Raw genomic sequence first — 17682 nt, forward strand, 5'->3', positions numbered from 1 at the left:
ATCATGCATTACTCTAGACGGCGAGGCTATGAAGGAGGACGGAGAAGTGGGCACATTCCAAACAGAAGAGACCCATGAGTCACGATCATCCAGTAAGTCTTTCGCGTTACGGTGGAAGCATGAGAACATGCGTCAAATGGCATTGATCGCGATATTCTCAATTGCGCTTACAATCATGATCTTGTTAGTCGTATATGGTCAGGCCGGGAAACAAATTTCGCTGGTTATCGATGGCAAAGCTCAGGCAGTAGAGACTCGTACAGGAATGCTTCAAGAATTGTTAGAGGAGCAGTCAATCACAGTCAGCCCTCACGATCAGGTATCCATGCCCTTGAATGGGGCGATTGCAGATGGAGACCGCATCGTTATTGAGCGGGCCATTCCAGTAAATATTACGGCAGACGGAGACACCAAGACTCTGTATACAACCGATGCTTCGGTAGAAGAGGTAATTCAAAAGTCAGGTATTGAAATTGCAAGTAATGATAAAGTTTACCCTGCACTCGGAAGTTCAATCAAAGAGGATATGAAAATCCGTGTAGTGCGTGTAACAAAGCGTACAGTTGATGTGGAACAGCCCATCGCATTCAAAGTCATCAAAACGGCTGACCCAAGCTTGTACAAAGGTGACAACCGTGTCATCGTAAGTGGTAAAGAAGGTACACTCGTACAACACATTGAGAAAGTGTTCCAAGATGGAGAATTAGTCTCCAAAAAGATGGTTGGCAAGTCGGTTGCGACGAATCGTGTAGATAAAGTCATCGCTGTCGGAACCAAAGCTAAACCTGCACCTGTCGTGAAGGAGCCTGAGATCCAAACGGTATCGGCTAGCACTTCGAAGACAAAAACAGCAACAAAAACGGCATCATCGAACTCGGATAAACCCTCTGCCTCGGGCAGCAAAGTCATTACCGTTTCAGGTACTTCTTTTAAATATTCTAAAGTTCTCAAAAATGTGTCTATGACAGCATACTCTTCAGAAGAGCCTGGCATTGGCACCAAAACAGCCTCCGGTACTCGGGTAACAGAAGGTCGCACCATTGCGGTGGATCCGAAAGTCATTCCAATCGGCTGGTGGGTATACATTGAAGGTCTCGGTTTCCGTCGTGCTGAAGATACGGGCGGAGCTATCAAAGGGAATAAGATTGACGTATATTATGACAGTGTGAAGCATGCCATTAACTTCGGTCGCAAAAAAGGCAAGACGGTCTATGTGATCGGTCCGGTGAAGCCGGAAGCGAACTAAAATCGTTTTACTTTGAAATGGGAATGCTATAAAATATAAGGCATGAATGATTCATGCGGAATATGCGGCGGGAGGGTCTGAATTCAGTCTCGCCCGCCGTTTGCCAGAGAAGAGGGATATTCCTCTTCTTTTTGCGTTAGAAAGGAAGAATTGGAACATGATAAAAGAAGTGATCGTGGTTGAAGGCCGTGACGATACGGTGGCGATAAGGCGCGCCGTTCAGGCGGATACCATTGAAACAGGCGGCTCAGCCATTAATCAGCGGATTCTGAAGCGTATTGCACTTGCTCAGGAGCGGAGAGGTGTCATTGTTCTGACCGACCCAGATCATGCTGGTGAGCGGATACGGAAAATCATCGCCAATAAGGTACCAGGTTGTAAGCACGCCTTCATTCCTGAGGCTGACGCAACGCGCAAAGGAGATATCGGAGTCGAGAACGCTTCGCCAGAAGCCATTCGCCATGCCCTAGAACGTGTGCATACGTCCTATGAGGGGGCACCGAGTCTGATTGATTGGGAGGACCTCATCGCTGCTGGACTCATTGTGCATCCACAGGCTGCCGCACGTCGTATGGAGATGGGGAACATACTCGGCATCGGATATTGTAATGGTAAGCAGTTCCACAAGCGGTTAAGTGTGTTTCAGATCACCCGAGAAGAATTCTCTGCCGCATTATCGCAAATCGAATGTGAAGGATTGTGAAGTAAATGAAGGGTATGGAAGAGACGTTGGAAATCGCAACACCCAAACGAACGAAAGAGATTATTCAGAAACATGGATTTTCATTTAAGAAGAGTCTAGGACAGAACTTCCTAATTGACCAAAATATATTGAACAAGATTGTTAACGCTGCAGATTTGGACGAGTCCAAAGGTGCACTTGAGATTGGACCTGGAATTGGAGCACTAACGGAGCGGCTTGCTAGGGTTGCGGGCCCTGTAACGGCAGTAGAGATTGATCAGCGGCTCTTACCGATCTTAGGTGAAGTGATGGAGCCTTATCCCAATGTACGGGTTCATCATGGAGATGTATTGAAGCTGGATCTGGAGGAGTTATTCCGAACGGATTTTGGTCAAGTAGACAAAGTTAGCGTTGTTGCGAACTTGCCTTATTATGTGACAACACCAATCATGATGAAGCTACTGGAAGAAAAATTGCCCGTGGACAGCATCGTGGTCATGATTCAGAAGGAAGTAGCAGAACGTATGGCTTCTGCACCTGGTTCCAAGGAGTACGGTAGCTTAAGTATTGCCGTACAATACTACAGCGTACCTGAGCTCGTCTGTGTTGTTCCACCAACCGTATTCATTCCTCAGCCTAATGTGGAATCGGCGGTTATTAAACTTAAGGTTCGGGAACAACCTCCAGTACAGGTTCCAGATGAAGCACACTTCTTCGAGGTGGTACAGGCTTCTTTTGCACAGCGTAGAAAGACCATTTCTAACAATCTGAAATCTCGCTTTTTCACAAAGGATAACCGGGAGCAGGCTGACCAATTATTGGAGCAAGCAGGCATTCAGCCATCTAGACGTGGTGAGACTCTTAGCTTGGAGGAGTATGCAACGTTAAGTACGGTGATGTGGGAAGCTGGAGTACGTGCAGCGCTATAGGCATTTTAGACAATGCATTTTTTAGAATTGCCTTCTTGTGAACTGTCATTTGTAAAATCTTAGGTCTGCAAGGTAATGTACTAAAATCGGATGAACCAATCCGGGTGCTAGCCCATACGATGGGTTAGAGGTGATTATGTTGATGAATATCGGAGACTTGGTCGTTCGGAAGTCATATGGAGGAGATGTGACTTTTCGGGTGGAAGGCCTTCAGGTGGACAGCGCTGTTATTAAAGGTACCGAGTTCCGGCTGCTCGCTGATTCCCCGGTGGATGATTTGATACAGGTTCCATATGAACCGCAGAGCGCTAAGACTCGACAGGCGCATGTTAAGGCTCACCAGACGCTCTCACGTATACAGCAGAATCGGATGGAACAGGCGGAGCGGAATAGAGAAGGATTGGGTCAGGAATGGGCCCAGCAGCAAGAACCTGCCTATTTCGAAATGCCTGGCAAAGTGCTTCACCTGGACGGAGATCCAAACTATTTGAAAAAAAGTATGAATCTCTACGAACAGCTTCGCGTCCCAGCGGAGGGACAGTATGTACATGAATCTGCTATGGCCGATACGTTGTATCATCTTTTACCCAAGGTTAGGCCGGACATTGTGGTTATTACAGGACATGATGGCGTGCTGAAGACTCGCCAGCCGTACGATCTGTATAGTCTGGGAAGCTATAAGAACTCTCAGAACTTCGTGGCAGCGATTCAGGTTGCAAGGCAGTACGAACGTCACCTGGATGCACTCACCATCGTCGCAGGGGCGTGTCAGTCTCATTTTGAGGCTCTGCTGCGGGCAGGGGCGAACTTCGCTAGTTCACCAGGCAGAATACTGATTCATGCGCTTGATCCGGTATATGTGGCAGCCAAAGCCTCCTTTACTTCAGTCAGAGATACGGTGAACATGAATGACATTCTGCATAATACGATTAGCGGAAGCCAAGGCGTGGGTGGCGTAGAAACGCGTGGCAGTTACCGTGTCGGATTACCTGGATTGAACGATTTATCTACGTTAAAAGTGAACCCGTCTGCGGTTTGAGTATGTGCGAAGAAAGTCCCAGTTCGGGGCTTTTTTTATTTGCAAAAAAATTCATTGACAGAAACTTTTCGATGCTGATATAATAATTAGTTTTGATTTGACATAGACTGTAAATTAAGGTATAATGGACAAGAAAAGAGGTGGTCGTCGACAATGGCTAAAAATACGCTGTTGGATATCAAACGCAATCTCGACGCTCATATAGGTCAGAAAATTATGTTGCGGGCTAATGGTGGCCGCCGTAAGACTATCGAGCGTACGGGTGTATTGGAAGAAACGTACCCTTCTGTTTTTATTGTTAAGCTTGATGAGGAACAAGAAACTTTCAAGCGAGTATCTTATAGTTATGCAGATATACTTACGGAGTCGGTGGAAGTCATGGTATTTGATCCAGGCAGCCAGACGCATAGTTCTTATATGGAGCCGTAAGCATCGTTTTACAGGCGATTCGCCCCACAAGGCGGATCGCTTTTTTATTTTCATAAAAGAGGAATCCCACCACTCCATCAATTTAGGAATGAGGTTTAGGTAGTTACGACATACTACATATACAGGTTCAAGTGATCTTAAGGATTGCTTCTTCACCAGCTTGAGCCTGTTCGTCCGTCATTTCTGCATTACCGAACTGGACTAATTGATGAGCTTAATCTAAGGGGGATGGTTGCATGAGCCGCAGAAGAAGAAGTGTGATGTCAGAGGAGCTTAAATACGAGCTTGCCAAAGACCTCGGTTTCTACGATACTGTTCAGCAAGAAGGCTGGGGCGGTATCAAAGCCAAAGATGCGGGCAACATGGTGAAGCGAGCGATCCAACTCGCCGAGCAGGCAGCACGCAAATCCTAATTTGAATTTCATCTGGTTTGGAGAGCGGGGCAATCCATCAGGATCACCTCGCTTTTTCCCCATAGATGTGGAATAGAAATGACTTGACAGCCCTATTTTGATATAATATGTTAAGTTGTCTTAGGGAAAAGGTGAGGACGGGTGAACGTCTTGAAAATTTACGAAAAAGCGCCTGCTAAAATTAATTTAATGCTGGACGTTTTACATAAAAGAAATGATGGATTCCATGAAGTTGAAATGATCATGACTATGGTCGATTTGGCTGATCGGTTAGAATTCTCCGAGCTTCCTCGGGATACGATCTTCATCTCTAGTCAAGCTGGATATATTCCGCTGGATGAGAAAAACCTGGCTTTTCAGGCTGCAAGGCTGATCAAAGAACGTTATGATGTTCGATCAGGGGTGCATATTCATCTGGATAAAAAGATTCCAGTGGCTGCCGGTCTTGCAGGCGGCAGTAGCGATGCAGCAGCAACGCTGCGTGGCTTGAATCGTCTCTGGCGTCTTAATATTCCCGACCAGGAGCTACAAGAGCTTGGAGCTGAACTTGGATCAGATGTACCATTTTGCATTACTGGAGGTACGGCTCTAGCAACAGGTCGAGGTGAGAAGCTTACGCCAATCCCGAATCCACCGCAATGTTGGGTCATACTGGCCAAGCCGCCTATTAATGTATCTACAGCAGATGTGTATGGTCGTTTCCGCAGTGACAAGATTGTTCGCCATCCGAGTGCTGCCAAAATGGAACAGGCGATTCGCAATCAGTCGTTTGCTGAGGTATGTGGACAGATGGGGAATGTGCTTGAGGATGTAACCCTGAAGTTATATCCAGAGGTACTGCATCTGAAGGAAGCCATGATCAAATTGGGAGCAGATGGCGTATTAATGTCCGGAAGTGGCCCAACTGTGTTTGGGTTGGTGTCGAAGGAGTCTAAGGTCGCACGGATCTATAATGGGCTGCGTGGCTTCTGTAAAGAAGTATATGCTGTGCGAATGCTGACATAGCATTCGCTTTTAGCAGTTGTTCAAAGCGTTCGCTTTTTGAACACATACTTTTGTGATGTACAAACACGTATAAAGGTGATATATTTTTATATAATTATTCGGATTTGGATGTTTTCCGTGATCGTGAGGATGGATCTCTGTGAAGAAATTAAAACGAAGCGCAAGGCTGGTTGAAATGACGCAGTACTTATTGTCTAGACCGCATACGGTGATTCCGCTCACCACATTTGCCGAACGTTATGGAGCTGCGAAGTCGTCAATCAGTGAAGATTTGGCGATTATCAAGGAAGTGTTCGAAGAAGGTGGGTCAGGAGAACTGCAAACGTTGGCCGGAGCAGCCGGGGGAGTCAAGTGGATTCCTAAGGTGTCCAGAGAACTGGCTCTTACTTTTGCTGAGCGACTCAGTACCCAATTGGAGCAGCCGGATCGGATCTTGCCTGGTGGATACCTCTACATGTCGGATTTGCTTGGTCAACCTGCATTAATGAATGAAGCAGGCAAAATCTTTGCCACTGCATTTGGTAATATGGGCATTGATGTAGTTATGACGGTAGAGACCAAAGGCATACCACTCGCATATGCGACGGGTGCCCAGCTCAACCTACCTGTTGTGCTCGTGCGCAGGGACCATCAGGCTACGGAAGGATCAGCCGTAAGTATCAATTATGTATCGGGTTCGCATAAAAGCTTGCATACGATGTCCCTATCGCGCCGGGCGATGCGTGAACATTCGCGAGTACTCATCGTGGATGATTTCATGAAAGCTGGGGGCACGGTTCAGGGAATGATCGATCTACTGGCCGAATTTAATGCGACTGTAGCTGGTGTAGGGGTCTTGGTTGAATCTGGTTCTATCGATTCAGAAGAACGCCTGTTGACCGATTATGTATCTTTGGCGAAGTTGACTGCAGTAGATGCGAAGAGCAGACACATTTCCGTCAAGCCTGGCAACTATTTTGATCTGTAGAAAGATGGCGAATAGCGTGTCGGGAAAGCTTCTTTTCCATCGACCTGGCACTAACGTTGTCGAATTGTGTATTAAATAAAAAAATTCCTGAAATTAGGACATTTTTGTGGTTATAAAAAGAAGGAGTTCGTATAGGCTGTGTGGAATTATACACCAAGTTCTGATGGAAAAAGGTGGTGAACACACACATGCAAATTACGGATGTCAGACTCCGCCGCGTTAACTCGGAGGGGAGAATGAAGGCTATCGCATCCATTACCATCGATAACGAATTCGTCGTTCATGACATTCGTGTCATTGATGGTAACAACGGAATGTTTGTTGCTATGCCGAGCAAGCGGACTCCTGACGGAGAGTTCCGTGATATCGCCCACCCGATCTCTTCCGGTACTCGTGAGAAGATTCAGGCGGCTGTATTGACTGAATATGATCGCGCTGCTACTGAGGAAGAAGTCATTGAAGAAGGTGCCTGAGAACATTATTGGGGTTCGAAGGAAAAGAGAGCCATGTCTTATGGCTCTCTTTTCTTTTTGACCGGAATAAGATATATTCAGTATTGAGTTTATTCGCAGAGTAATGTTTCATAACGATTGGTTATGAATGTTGAAAAACAAAAAAGCGCAGCGTGCGCTTGGTGACAGGGCGGCATCTTAGGAATCATGGGATTCGGTTAAGCTCGCAGGTACACGGCGTATACATATAAGGTCACGATTGTTGGTGTCCGCGTTGTTACGCGTGAATACAGGACAGCAAGCGATGAACAAGACCGGCGCAGAGCCGGCTGAACGATACTCATCAATTAGGGATATGCACCCCGAGAAAGATGGGATTTTCAGAACAGGAGGTCGTGAATTTTGAAACGAATGGCTATTGTTCTTGCCGCAGGGCAAGGAAAACGGATGAAATCCAAATTGTACAAAGTACTGCATCCCGTATGTGGTAAACCGATGGTGGGTCATGTGCTTGATGCGGCTCTACGCGCAGGTGTAGAACGCAGTGTAGTCGTGGTGGGTCACGGTGCCGAAGCGGTGCAGTCATTTTTGGGTTCAAGAGCAGAATATGCTCTTCAGGCAGAACAGCTGGGAACAGGTCATGCAGTTCAACAGGTGAAGTCTCTGCTTGGCAATGAAGCCGGATCAACGATTGTAGTCTGCGGAGACACTCCGCTTGTAACGAGTGAAACGTTGGAAGGTCTAATGAAGCTTCATGAGAGCCGCGGTGCAGCAGCTACCGTACTTACAGCTGAATTGGACAATCCCAAAGGATATGGACGCGTTATTCGCGGAGAAGATGGTTCTGTACAACGAATTGTGGAGCAGAAGGATTGTAACGAGCAAGAAGATGCTGTGAAGGAGATTAACACAGGTACTTACTGCTTCGACAATGAAAAATTGTTCGCAGCGTTGGAGAAAGTAACGAATCAGAATGCTCAAGGAGAGTACTATCTTACTGATGTTGTTGGCATATTCCGCAACGATGGAGAAGTGGTTGAAGCCTACATGTCAGATGATATTGCAGAATCCATTGGGGTAAATGATAGACTTGCTCTTTCACAAGCGGAAGCATTCATGCGTGAACGTCTTGCCGTTAAACATATGTTAAACGGTGTTACGATCATCGATCCGTCATCGACATATATCGGAGCGGATGTTACGATTGGATCAGACACAGTACTGTACCCAGGAACGATTCTTAAGGGCACGACTTCCATTGGTGAAGCTTGCCATATTGGTCCGCATGCAGATATCGAAGACAGTATCATTCAGGATGGTGTTACGATTAAACATTCTGTGTTGTCGAGTGCTGAGGTTGGTGCCGAGGCTACTGTAGGTCCATTTGCTAATTTGCGTCCAGGAACTAAATTAGGTCGCAATGTAAAAATTGGTGACTTTGTTGAAGTGAAAAATGCTACAATTGATGAAGGCTCCAAAGTGTCTCACCTTAGTTATATTGGGGATGCTCAAGTAGGGAAAAACGTAAATGTTGGTTGTGGTGCAATAACGGTCAATTATGATGGTTATAATAAAGCTGTGACAACCATTGAAGATGATGCCTTTGTAGGCAGCAACGTCAATTTGATTGCACCCATTACGGTAGGAAAAGGCGCTTATGTCGTTGCAGGTTCCACCGTTACCCATTCCGTTCCCGAGAATGATCTCGCCATTGCTCGTCCACGCCAGGAGAACAAACCTGGTTATGCGGAGAAGATCCGCGGACGTGCCAAAGCCAAGAAACAAAATGCCAAACCCGAATAAGGGGTTTTGATAACAACATTGCCTCTCGATCTTCGGGAGGTGCCGACATGTCGCAGACGCTTATAGATTCCAATGAACCAGCACGGAGGGTTTTTATTTTATGACTTATTTTGATTCGAAATTAAAAATATTTACTTGCAATTCTAACCCAAAGCTTGCCCATCAAATTGCTGATTATATCGGAATTCCTATGGGTGAATCTCACACAACTAGCTTCAGCGATGGTGAGATCCAAGTGAAGCTCTCCGAGAGCGTACGGGGCTGTCACGTTTATATCGTGCAGTCAACTTGTTTGCCAGTTAACGACAACTTGATGGAAATGCTCGTCATGATTGATGCACTTAAACGTGCTTCTGCCAAGACAATTAACGTTGTAATTCCTTACTATGGCTACGCTAGACAAGATCGCAAAGCACGTTCCCGTGATCCAATTACAGCGAAGCTGGTAGCTAATCTGATTGAAAAAGCAGGCGCAACGCGTGTAATCGCAATGGATCTTCACGCAATGCAAATTCAAGGATTTTTCGATATTCCAGTTGACCATCTGCTTGGTGTACCGATTCTGGCGCAATATTTCCGGTCAAAACAGATCGAAAATCCAGTTGTCGTATCTCCTGACCATGGTGGCGTAGTACGTGCACGGAAACTCGCTGACTTCCTGAACGCACCACTGGCGATTATCGACAAACGTCGTCCTGAGCCTAATGTCAGTGAAGTCATGAACATCATTGGTAACATTGAAGGTAAGACGGCAATCCTGATCGATGATATCATCGATACAGCAGGAACGATTGTATTGGGGGCAAATGCCTTGATGGAAGGCGGCGTGAAGGAAGTATACGCATGCTGTACTCACCCAGTATTGTCTGGCCCTGCTATGGAACGTTTGGAGAATGCACCATTGAAGGAAGTTATCGTAACGGATACAATTCCGATTACGCATGCTAACCCGACAAGCAAACTCAAAGTGTTGTCTGTAGCGCCTTTGCTCGGAGAAGCAATTATCCGGGTTCATGAGGAATTATCAATCAGCAAGCTGTTTGAAATTGAATAAGGATGTCTGCATAAAGTAGTAGAGGGGTTACGTTTTCCGGATCAATGGAAAATGTAACCCCTGTCGGCGTGCCGTATGATAAAAGTGAAAAACCGCTCGGTTATCTTATATATGTTGAATCTATATAAATTAAACTATACATTTACACGAGAACGAAGAGGACAGAAATAACATGGAGAAGCGGAGCGTTCGCCTGAAAGCTTTCTACAAGAAAGCTACCTCGAAAGCATAAGCTATCGCCGGATTTTCCCTTAGGAAAAGGGAATCAAAAAAATCTGGGGATAACAGCGATCGGAAGGTTATTCTGTCATCGGAGTGGCAAGTGTGAATATTCTTCGGTTCAATTAATATAGACTTATATATCTAATAGCCTGGGCGGGAAATGAAACGGAATCGGCGCCGATGGAAAAGCGTGTCGGCAATTTCGACAAATTGATTATCGAAGCGTGTAATTAATCCAATCTCAATATGAGTGTCGCGGTCGTATACCTGTACAGGTACGTGATATTCAAGATGATAGATAAAATCGCTATGTTGAGTCAGTTGTCCAGTGTCTTCGCGCAAAACCCGCTCACCTTCCTGGGTTAATAAAATATATGATGTAAACACGGATATAAGATCAACTAAAGATGCAGCAGTTGAAATTATAGATCGTTAAACGGAACTTCACTTTCTAGATATTATATGAAATATAACAAATGAAGTCTATGCTACAGCTCAAGTGATGCCAAGGAGGAAACGAGATGAAGTGGATTGTTGGCCTCGGAAATCCGGGCTCTAACTACGCCAAAACCCGTCATAATATTGGCTTTATGGCGCTCGATCGACTGGCAGATCGTCATAATATCTCCATTACCCAAAGTAAATGCAAAGCGTTGATTGGAGAGGGCAACATTGGCGGTGTCAAAACGGTATTGATTAAACCCATGACATTCATGAATTTGTCCGGTGAGTCGGTACGAGCCTATATGGATTTTTATAAGGTAAGTCTGGAAGATCTAATCGTTGTGTATGATGACATGGACACGGAAATTGGTAAAGTGAGATTGCGTTATCAAGGTAGTGCAGGTGGACATAACGGAATTAAGTCTATTATTCAGCATACAGGTACACAGCAGTTTAACCGGGTACGCATGGGAATATCCCGTCCAGAACCTGGACATGCCATTGTAGACTACGTTCTTTCGACATTTATGAAGAAGGAAAAGGAAGCACTCGAACAGACGATTGAACAGACCTGTGATGCACTTGAACACAGCCTGAATCATACGTTTGAGCAAACGATGGCTAAATTCAACGGGTAGTTGATTCTAGGGCGTGTCTGAAAACTCCGAAGGGAGCAGATTTTGGCGAATTTTCGTTCCAGGCAAGGAAGTTTTCCGCAGGCGTGCCGGGGCACGTCAAGGAGAAGTGACGCAGCAGGGGGCGAATAAGGCGGTAAAAGATGCACTTCAGCGAGTTGTCAGACACGGCCTGGCATTATTGGCAAAAATGATCATAAACTGGGTTCGATTCAGTCTAAATGGGCATACTGGACGTATAAACTAGGTTCAGGAGGCATAAACATGTCAGTGAATTATGTATGCAGGCATTGCCGTACCTTTATAGGACAAATCGATTCTACCGGTATAACGGAAGCGCAATTAGGCTTTCATTTCTTGACCCCCGACGAGCGTAGGGATATAATAGCGTATAATTCGGGTGGAGATATCACCGTTCGGATTACATGTGACTATTGCAAAGAAGCACTGGAACTTAATCCAGAGCTGAGTCTGCTCGCTAGTCCTCTTCAATAGAGTGACGTGGTAGTGACAATACGTAATGACAGATGATGGAGGTAGCGGAATACCGCTCCACCTTTATAGCCTTGGCAGCCTGCTGAGGCTTCTTTTCAGTTGAACTGGAATTGTATTTTGGCTGATCAACGTCAAGGCACATCAAGCAGATGTGGCAAAACAGCGAATAATCCTTTATGATGAAACAGGGTAAAAAGGGATTTGTATCCAATTTTAAGAATGTTGTATTGCGCTTTGTGCGCTAGATAACCAAGTAAGTTATAAGAGAGGTGCCCCTTTTGTTACAAGCACTTATACAAGCTTTTTCCAAAGATCCTGACTTCGGATCCATAACTGCCGGTATTACATCCGGGATGAAAGAGCAGTTGGTATCCGGTCTATCCGGATCAGCACGTCAAATCATGCTGGCTGCCTTACATCAAGAGATGAACCGGCCTTTGCTCGTCGTTACGCACAATATGTTTTCTGCACAAAAAATTGCAGAAGATTTACAGGAAGCGCTTTCACCAGATCGGGTGTTGCTCTATCCTGCCAATGAACTTGTCGCCGCTGAAGCTGCTGTTTCCAGTCCGGAAACACTAGGTCAGCGTATTGATGTGTTGGTTCGCTGCGCCCAAGGTTTTCGGGGCGTTGTTGTTATTCCTTTTTCCGGGGTACAGCGGTATCTTCCGCTTCCAGAAGTCATGGCAAAAGCCCAAATCACAGTTAAACAAGGAAGTACGCTTGAGCTAGATGCCTTCCTGCTGGAAATGGTGAAGCTAGGTTACGAGCGCGTAGAACGCGTAGAATCCCGCGGTGAGATGAGTGTACGTGGTGGGATCATTGACTTCTATCCGGTTACATCGCCGATTGCTTACCGGGTGGAGTTGTTTGACGATGAGATCGATTCGATTCGAACCTTTGATCCTACGGATCAGCGTTCTATTGAGCGGATAGAAGAAGTCATTGTACTGCCGTGCAAAGAGTTGATCGCAGATCGTGAACGCATGGAGAAGGCTGCAGATGCGGCTGTTATTTTGCTGGAACAACAACTTGAGAAGATGACAGATCGGCAGGCGAAGCTGCGTCTCCGTGAAGAGATTCATCGCGAAATTGAGATGCTTCGTCAGCATGTATACTTCTCAGAGATGTATAAATATATCTCACCACTCTATCCAGAGCACAAGACCATTTACGATTATATGCCTGAGGATACGTTACTTGTACTCGATGAGCCTGCAAGACTTGCTGAGACATCTAAACAGTTGGATCGGGATGAATCTGAATGGAATCTGCATTTGATGCAAAATGGTAAGACACTACCTGACCTGCATTTATCGGCTGATGGAGATGAGCTTCTGTATGAACGCCCATTCCAGACGATATTTATGTCTATCTTCTTACGTCAGGTTCCACACACGCAGCCACAGAACATTCTGAACTTTATCAGCCGGGGTATGCAGGATTTCCACGGGCAAATGAATGTACTTAAGGCAGAGATGGAGCGCTGGCAGAAGGCTGGAGTTCATGTATTGATGCTGGCGAGTGGTGAGGAAAGGCTCGACCGTATGCGTCGGGTATTGCAGGATTATGACATACCAGAACCTGAGATGCTCATTGGTAATTTGCAAACAGGATTCGAGATGCCATCCATTCAATTGGCCGTTGTTACGGAAGGGGAGATGTTCTCCCAGAAGCAGCGGAAAGTACGGAAACCAATTCGAAACGTGGACAATGCGGAGCGAATTAAATCATATAGTGAGCTGAAAGTGGGCGATTATGTCGTCCACCAAAATCACGGTATCGGTAAATACATGGGGATCGGTACCCTTGAGGTAGCTGGTATCCATAAGGACTACATGCATATTTTGTATGCGGGTGGAGACAAACTGTCTGTACCGATCGAGCAGATTGATCTGATTCAGAAATATGTGGGCTCAGAAGAGAAGGAGCCTAAGATTTATAAGCTCGGTGGCAACGAATGGACACGGGTAAAAAACAAAGTTCGTTCATCGGTACAGGATATTGCCGACGATCTAATCAAACTCTATGCAGAGCGGCAAACGTCCAAGGGATACGGCTTCGAGAAGGACTCTGCAGAACAGCAGGAGTTCGAGGACATGTTCCCGTATGATGAGACGCGTGACCAGATGCGTGCAATTGAGGAAATCAAGAAAGACATGGAACAAAATCGTCCGATGGATCGTTTATTGTGTGGGGATGTCGGCTACGGCAAAACTGAGGTTGCGATCCGTGCAGCCTTCAAAGCAGCGATTGAAGGGAAACAGGTTGCTGTGCTCGTGCCTACCACGATTTTGGCACAACAGCACTATGAGACATTCCGTGAACGTTTCTCAGGTTACCCATTCAACATCAACGTGCTTAGCCGATTCCGTTCTCGCAAAGAACAAAATGAAACGGCCAAGGGTATCAAGCAGGGTACAGTTGATATTGTTATCGGCACTCATCGCTTATTGTCACAGGATCTTGTGTTCAAGGATCTGGGATTGCTCATCGTGGATGAAGAGCAGCGCTTTGGTGTAACCCATAAGGAGAAGTTGAAAAAACTCAAAACAAACGTGGATGTGTTGACCCTTACGGCAACGCCAATTCCGCGTACATTACACATGTCTATGCTTGGAGTCCGTGATCTGTCTGTCATTGAGACACCGCCAGAGAATCGGTTCCCTGTGCAGACCTATGTGGTTGAACACAGTCAAGCACTGGTTCGAGAAGCCATTGAGCGTGAACTGGCTCGTGGTGGTCAGGTCTATTACCTGTACAATCGTGTTCAAGGTATCCAGGAAATGGCTGCCGAAATTTCTGAGTTGGTTCCAGAAGCGAAGGTTGGCGTGGGGCACGGTCAGATGTCCGAGACGGAGCTGGAGAAGACGATTCTAGACTTCTTGGATGGCGAGTACGATGTGCTGGTCAGCACCAGTATCATCGAGACAGGTGTCGATATTCCAAACGTTAATACGTTAATCGTTCATGACGCAGACAAAATGGGACTCTCCCAGTTGTACCAGTTGCGTGGACGCGTGGGTCGATCCAACCGGATTGCTTATGCGTACTTTACGTACCAACGGGATAAGGTACTGACTGAAGTGGCAGAGAAACGTATGCAATCCATCAAAGAATTCACCGAGCTGGGCTCTGGGTTCAAGATTGCAATGCGCGACTTGTCGATTCGAGGTGCAGGTAACCTGCTTGGAGCAGAGCAGCATGGCTTCATTGCTTCCGTGGGATTCGATCTGTATTCTCAGATGCTTGCTGAGGAAATTAACAAACGGAAAGTGACGATGCTGGGTGAAGAGCCTGTACCTTCCGACCAATGGAATACAACGCTTGATCTTAGTATTGATGCATATTTGCCGTCTGATTATATCTATGACAGCATTCAGAAGATTGAAATTTACAAAAAGGTGGCCGTTATCTCTTCCTTCGATGATGCAATGGAGCTGGAAGATGAGTTAGTCGATCGTTTCGGTGATCTTCCAGAAGCAGTTATTAACCTAATGGCTGTGGCGAGGCTCAAAGTTTACGGCAAAATCTATGGAATTGAGTCTATTACACAGCGTGGGGATGACCTTACGGTGAAGTTCTATGAAGGTCGTGAACACGCATTCGAGCTCTCCAATATTGCACACATTGGAAATCAGTTCGAAAGACGTGTACAATTTGAACAAGGACCCCATATGCTTATTCATGTCAAAGGCAAAGGGCTTGGGGACAAGCAACTCATGGAACTAGTGGAGAAATTCCTGGAATCCATGAAAAGTGCTTTTAAATCAAAGGGGGAACTAAAAGATGTTACAAAAGTATAAAACAGTGAAGAAAGTACTGTCCGTGAGTATGGTTGCAGTGCTGTCTTTATCACTGCTAGCAGCATGTGGTAAGAAGGAAGAAGCAACAACACCAGAATCAACAGACACAAGCGCAGTTGTAGCAACATATGATGGCGGTACAATCACAGCCAATGAATTCGACATGGAACAGCGTGTGATGAAATTCCTGTATCCAGAATATGCACAAATGATGGACATGGATGACTTCAAAGACTACTTGGTTCGCCAAGAAATTGCATACAAATATCTGAGTGAAAATGCGAGCGATGAAGCGAAAGCGGAAGGTTCCAAAGTGGCTACTGAGCAATTCGACAAAATGAAGGCTCAAGTTCCAGAAGAACAATGGCCGGAAATGCTGAAGGCGCAGAACCTTACGGATGATAACATTAAGGATTATATGACTCGGATCATGACCGTGATTAAGGATAAAGAGACTGGCGTAACAGAAGACGACATGAAGGCTGAGTTTGATAAAAATAAAGAGCAGTATACGACGGCTTCCGTTCGTCATGTACTGATCAACTTCACGGATCCAAAAACACAAAAAGAGCGCAAAAAAGAAGATGCACTTAAAATTGCTGAAGAAGTAAAAGCAAAACTGGATGGAGGAGCAGATTTCGCAGAAGTTGCGAAGGAGTATTCTGAAGATCCAGGATCTGCAGACAAAGGTGGTTTGTATGAGAACGCGGCTGTTGCTCAGTGGGTGGAAGCATTTAAACAAGCAGCAATCACGTTGCCTTTGAATAAAATCAGCGATCCAGTGGAAACGGAGTATGGCTATCATGTCATGAAAGTAGAAGCACGTACAGATGCATATGACAAAATGACAGCTGAGCAAAAAGACAGCATTAAGAGTTCCATTGCTGCTGCCAAAATTGATACGTTCATGACAGGTGGCGAATTGGATAAACTCGTAAAAGAAGTGAACCTGCCAAAAACAGATAAAGCTGAAGAAGGTAGCACAGAAGGTACAGAAGGAACAGGAACAGATACACAAACGGGAACCGAAGGTGAATCCAAAACGGATGACACTAAAGGTACAGATACCAAAACAGATGCAGGTACAACAGATCAAGACGCAACAACAAGTGAAGGTACAGATTCAAGCAGCAAGTAAGGAATTAACCGTCGTATAGCTGCAATTCTGGACAAGCATGATAAGGAGTAAGGGGGACTTTTAGCCTCCCTTACTCCTTTTTATATTCAATCTCAGAGTGAATAGGTAGATGGTCATTTTCTTGCGAAAGAACACAACTATATTCTACAAACCATGTATAAGGAAATGGGAACAGATGAATACTATGGTCAAGATATCACACTAAACGTTCTGGGACTTTCCTCTACCCATTAAGGAACAGTAGTTGAAAAATCTTCTCGAGAAAGTGGGGCAACATGTAAATGAAAGCTACTGGTATTGTCCGTCGTATAGATGACCTGGGTCGTGTGGTCATTCCAAAAGAAATTCGTCGTACGCTACGTATCCGTGAAGGAGATCCGCTTGAAATCTTTGTGGATCGAGATGGAGAAGTTATTCTTAAAAAGTACTCCCCGATTGGTGAGCTTGGTGATTTTGCTAAGGAATATGCGGAGTCCTTGTATGAAAGTACAGGTCATGTCACGTTAATCTCTGACCGGGATACTATCATCACGGTAGCTGGTGGCTCCAAGAAGGAATATTTGGACAAGCAGGTAGGCCAGTTGGTTGAGAACTGTATGGAAAACCGTAAAACCATTATCGAGACCAATAATGGATCTTATGAAATTAGCAAAGATCATGACGAGACGTTATCTTCCTTTGTTATTGCGCCAATCATATCCGGTGGAGATCCGATCGGAACCGTCGTTCTGTTCAATAAGGATGAGTCGGTGAAGATGTCACAGATGGAAATTAAAATGTCAGAGACTGCTGCTGGTTTTCTCGGTAAACAGATGGAACAATAAAGTTCAAACAACTCCTGGTGCCTATAGGCAGACAGGAGTTTTTATTTTGAGAACCCTCTAACTCAAAGACAATATAGGCAGAAAAACGGAATTCGTCTA

General features: G+C 45.5%; 17 protein-coding genes. 16 read left to right on the forward strand and 1 reads right to left on the reverse strand.

The window, feature by feature from the left end; genetic code table 11:
- The first annotated feature begins 46 nt into the window (after positions 1-46).
- From ASD24_RS15820 to ASD24_RS15870, 11 genes are all read left to right on the forward strand, one after another.
- Positions 47-1246 (forward strand): 3D domain-containing protein, encoded by a 1200-nt coding sequence (locus ASD24_RS15820; protein WP_056697393.1) that lies wholly within the window; start codon positions 47-49, stop codon positions 1244-1246.
- 157 nt (positions 1247-1403) lie between these two features.
- Complete coding sequence (gene rnmV, locus ASD24_RS15825) at positions 1404-1949, forward strand: ribonuclease M5 (protein ID WP_056697395.1); 546 nt, start codon at positions 1404-1406, stop codon at positions 1947-1949.
- 5 nt (positions 1950-1954) lie between these two features.
- Complete coding sequence (gene rsmA / locus ASD24_RS15830) at positions 1955-2857, forward strand: 16S rRNA (adenine(1518)-N(6)/adenine(1519)-N(6))-dimethyltransferase RsmA (RefSeq protein WP_056697397.1); 903 nt, start codon at positions 1955-1957, stop codon at positions 2855-2857.
- A 142-nt stretch (positions 2858-2999) separates the two neighbouring features.
- The gene (gene yabG / locus ASD24_RS15835) at positions 3000-3896 is read left to right on the forward strand and encodes a sporulation peptidase YabG (protein WP_056697399.1); all 897 of its coding nucleotides are present in this window, start codon (positions 3000-3002) and stop codon (positions 3894-3896) included.
- A 153-nt stretch (positions 3897-4049) separates the two neighbouring features.
- Positions 4050-4325 carry a biofilm formation stimulator Veg gene (veg, locus tag ASD24_RS15840; RefSeq protein WP_056697400.1) on the forward strand — a complete coding sequence of 92 codons (276 nt, stop codon included), beginning with the start codon at positions 4050-4052 and terminating at the stop codon, positions 4323-4325.
- Between the two features lie 236 nt (positions 4326-4561).
- Positions 4562-4738 carry a small, acid-soluble spore protein, alpha/beta type gene (locus ASD24_RS15845; RefSeq protein WP_056697402.1) on the forward strand — a complete coding sequence of 59 codons (177 nt, stop codon included), beginning with the start codon at positions 4562-4564 and terminating at the stop codon, positions 4736-4738.
- Between the two features lie 150 nt (positions 4739-4888).
- Positions 4889-5743, forward strand: a complete 855-nt coding sequence (gene ispE / locus ASD24_RS15850) for a 4-(cytidine 5'-diphospho)-2-C-methyl-D-erythritol kinase (RefSeq protein ID WP_056697479.1) — start codon at positions 4889-4891, stop codon at positions 5741-5743.
- Positions 5744-5882: 139 nt separating this feature from the next.
- Entirely contained in the window at positions 5883-6710 is an 828-nt protein-coding gene (gene purR, locus ASD24_RS15855) for a pur operon repressor (RefSeq protein ID WP_056697404.1), read from the forward strand.
- A gap of 188 nt (positions 6711-6898) precedes the next feature.
- Positions 6899-7183, forward strand: coding sequence for a septation regulator SpoVG (gene spoVG, locus ASD24_RS15860; protein WP_017691372.1), 285 nt, complete (start codon positions 6899-6901; stop codon positions 7181-7183).
- A gap of 390 nt (positions 7184-7573) precedes the next feature.
- Positions 7574-8965 (forward strand): bifunctional UDP-N-acetylglucosamine diphosphorylase/glucosamine-1-phosphate N-acetyltransferase GlmU, encoded by a 1392-nt coding sequence (gene glmU / locus ASD24_RS15865; RefSeq protein WP_442952594.1) that lies wholly within the window; start codon positions 7574-7576, stop codon positions 8963-8965.
- Between the two features lie 100 nt (positions 8966-9065).
- Positions 9066-10019, forward strand: a complete 954-nt coding sequence (locus ASD24_RS15870; protein WP_017691370.1) for a ribose-phosphate diphosphokinase — start codon at positions 9066-9068, stop codon at positions 10017-10019.
- A 363-nt stretch (positions 10020-10382) separates the two neighbouring features.
- Here ASD24_RS15870 and ASD24_RS15875 read toward each other — a convergent pair whose 3' ends face one another.
- The gene (locus tag ASD24_RS15875; RefSeq protein WP_235540616.1) at positions 10383-10628 is read right to left on the reverse strand and encodes a hypothetical protein; all 246 of its coding nucleotides are present in this window, start codon (positions 10626-10628) and stop codon (positions 10383-10385) included.
- Between the two features lie 134 nt (positions 10629-10762).
- Between ASD24_RS15875 and pth the strand changes: the two genes are divergently transcribed.
- The 5 genes from pth to spoVT all read left to right on the forward strand — a co-directional run bounded on the left by pth (position 10763) and on the right by spoVT (position 17583).
- On the forward strand, positions 10763-11323 hold the full coding sequence (gene pth, locus ASD24_RS15880) for an aminoacyl-tRNA hydrolase (RefSeq protein WP_056697409.1): 561 nt from the start codon (positions 10763-10765) through the stop codon (positions 11321-11323).
- A gap of 261 nt (positions 11324-11584) precedes the next feature.
- Positions 11585-11815 (forward strand): anti-sigma-F factor Fin family protein, encoded by a 231-nt coding sequence (locus tag ASD24_RS15885; protein WP_056697411.1) that lies wholly within the window; start codon positions 11585-11587, stop codon positions 11813-11815.
- A gap of 278 nt (positions 11816-12093) precedes the next feature.
- A complete protein-coding gene (mfd, locus tag ASD24_RS15890) occupies positions 12094-15621 on the forward strand; it encodes a transcription-repair coupling factor (protein ID WP_056697412.1) in 3528 nt (1175 codons plus the stop codon).
- The gene (locus ASD24_RS15895) at positions 15605-16759 is read left to right on the forward strand and encodes a peptidylprolyl isomerase (protein WP_056697414.1); all 1155 of its coding nucleotides are present in this window, start codon (positions 15605-15607) and stop codon (positions 16757-16759) included. The genes mfd and ASD24_RS15895 overlap by 17 nt, the downstream gene beginning before the upstream one ends.
- Positions 16760-17040: 281 nt before the next feature.
- On the forward strand, positions 17041-17583 hold the full coding sequence (gene spoVT / locus ASD24_RS15900) for a stage V sporulation protein T (protein WP_056697416.1): 543 nt from the start codon (positions 17041-17043) through the stop codon (positions 17581-17583).
- The last annotated feature ends 99 nt before the right edge of the window (positions 17584-17682 follow it).

It is taken from the genome of Paenibacillus sp. Root52, from assembly GCF_001426865.1.
GTDB lineage: Bacteria > Bacillota > Bacilli > Paenibacillales > Paenibacillaceae > Paenibacillus.

Bases quoted from the DNA above. Each gene is read 5' to 3' on its own strand.
- rnmV (WP_056697395.1), top strand. From the start codon at position 1,404: ATGATAAAAGAAGTGATCGTGGTTGAAGGCCGTGACGATACGGTGGCG.
- rsmA (WP_056697397.1), top strand. From the start codon at position 1,955: ATGAAGGGTATGGAAGAGACGTTGGAAATCGCAACACCCAAACGAACG.
- yabG (WP_056697399.1), top strand. From the start codon at position 3,000: ATGAATATCGGAGACTTGGTCGTTCGGAAGTCATATGGAGGAGATGTG.
- veg (WP_056697400.1), top strand. From the start codon at position 4,050: ATGGCTAAAAATACGCTGTTGGATATCAAACGCAATCTCGACGCTCAT.
- ASD24_RS15845 (WP_056697402.1), top strand. From the start codon at position 4,562: ATGAGCCGCAGAAGAAGAAGTGTGATGTCAGAGGAGCTTAAATACGAG.
- spoVG (WP_017691372.1), top strand. From the start codon at position 6,899: ATGCAAATTACGGATGTCAGACTCCGCCGCGTTAACTCGGAGGGGAGA.
- glmU (WP_442952594.1), top strand. From the start codon at position 7,574: ATGGCTATTGTTCTTGCCGCAGGGCAAGGAAAACGGATGAAATCCAAA.
- ASD24_RS15870 (WP_017691370.1), top strand. From the start codon at position 9,066: ATGACTTATTTTGATTCGAAATTAAAAATATTTACTTGCAATTCTAAC.
- pth (WP_056697409.1), top strand. From the start codon at position 10,763: ATGAAGTGGATTGTTGGCCTCGGAAATCCGGGCTCTAACTACGCCAAA.
- ASD24_RS15885 (WP_056697411.1), top strand. From the start codon at position 11,585: ATGTCAGTGAATTATGTATGCAGGCATTGCCGTACCTTTATAGGACAA.
- ASD24_RS15895 (WP_056697414.1), top strand. From the start codon at position 15,605: ATGTTACAAAAGTATAAAACAGTGAAGAAAGTACTGTCCGTGAGTATG.
- spoVT (WP_056697416.1), top strand. From the start codon at position 17,041: ATGAAAGCTACTGGTATTGTCCGTCGTATAGATGACCTGGGTCGTGTG.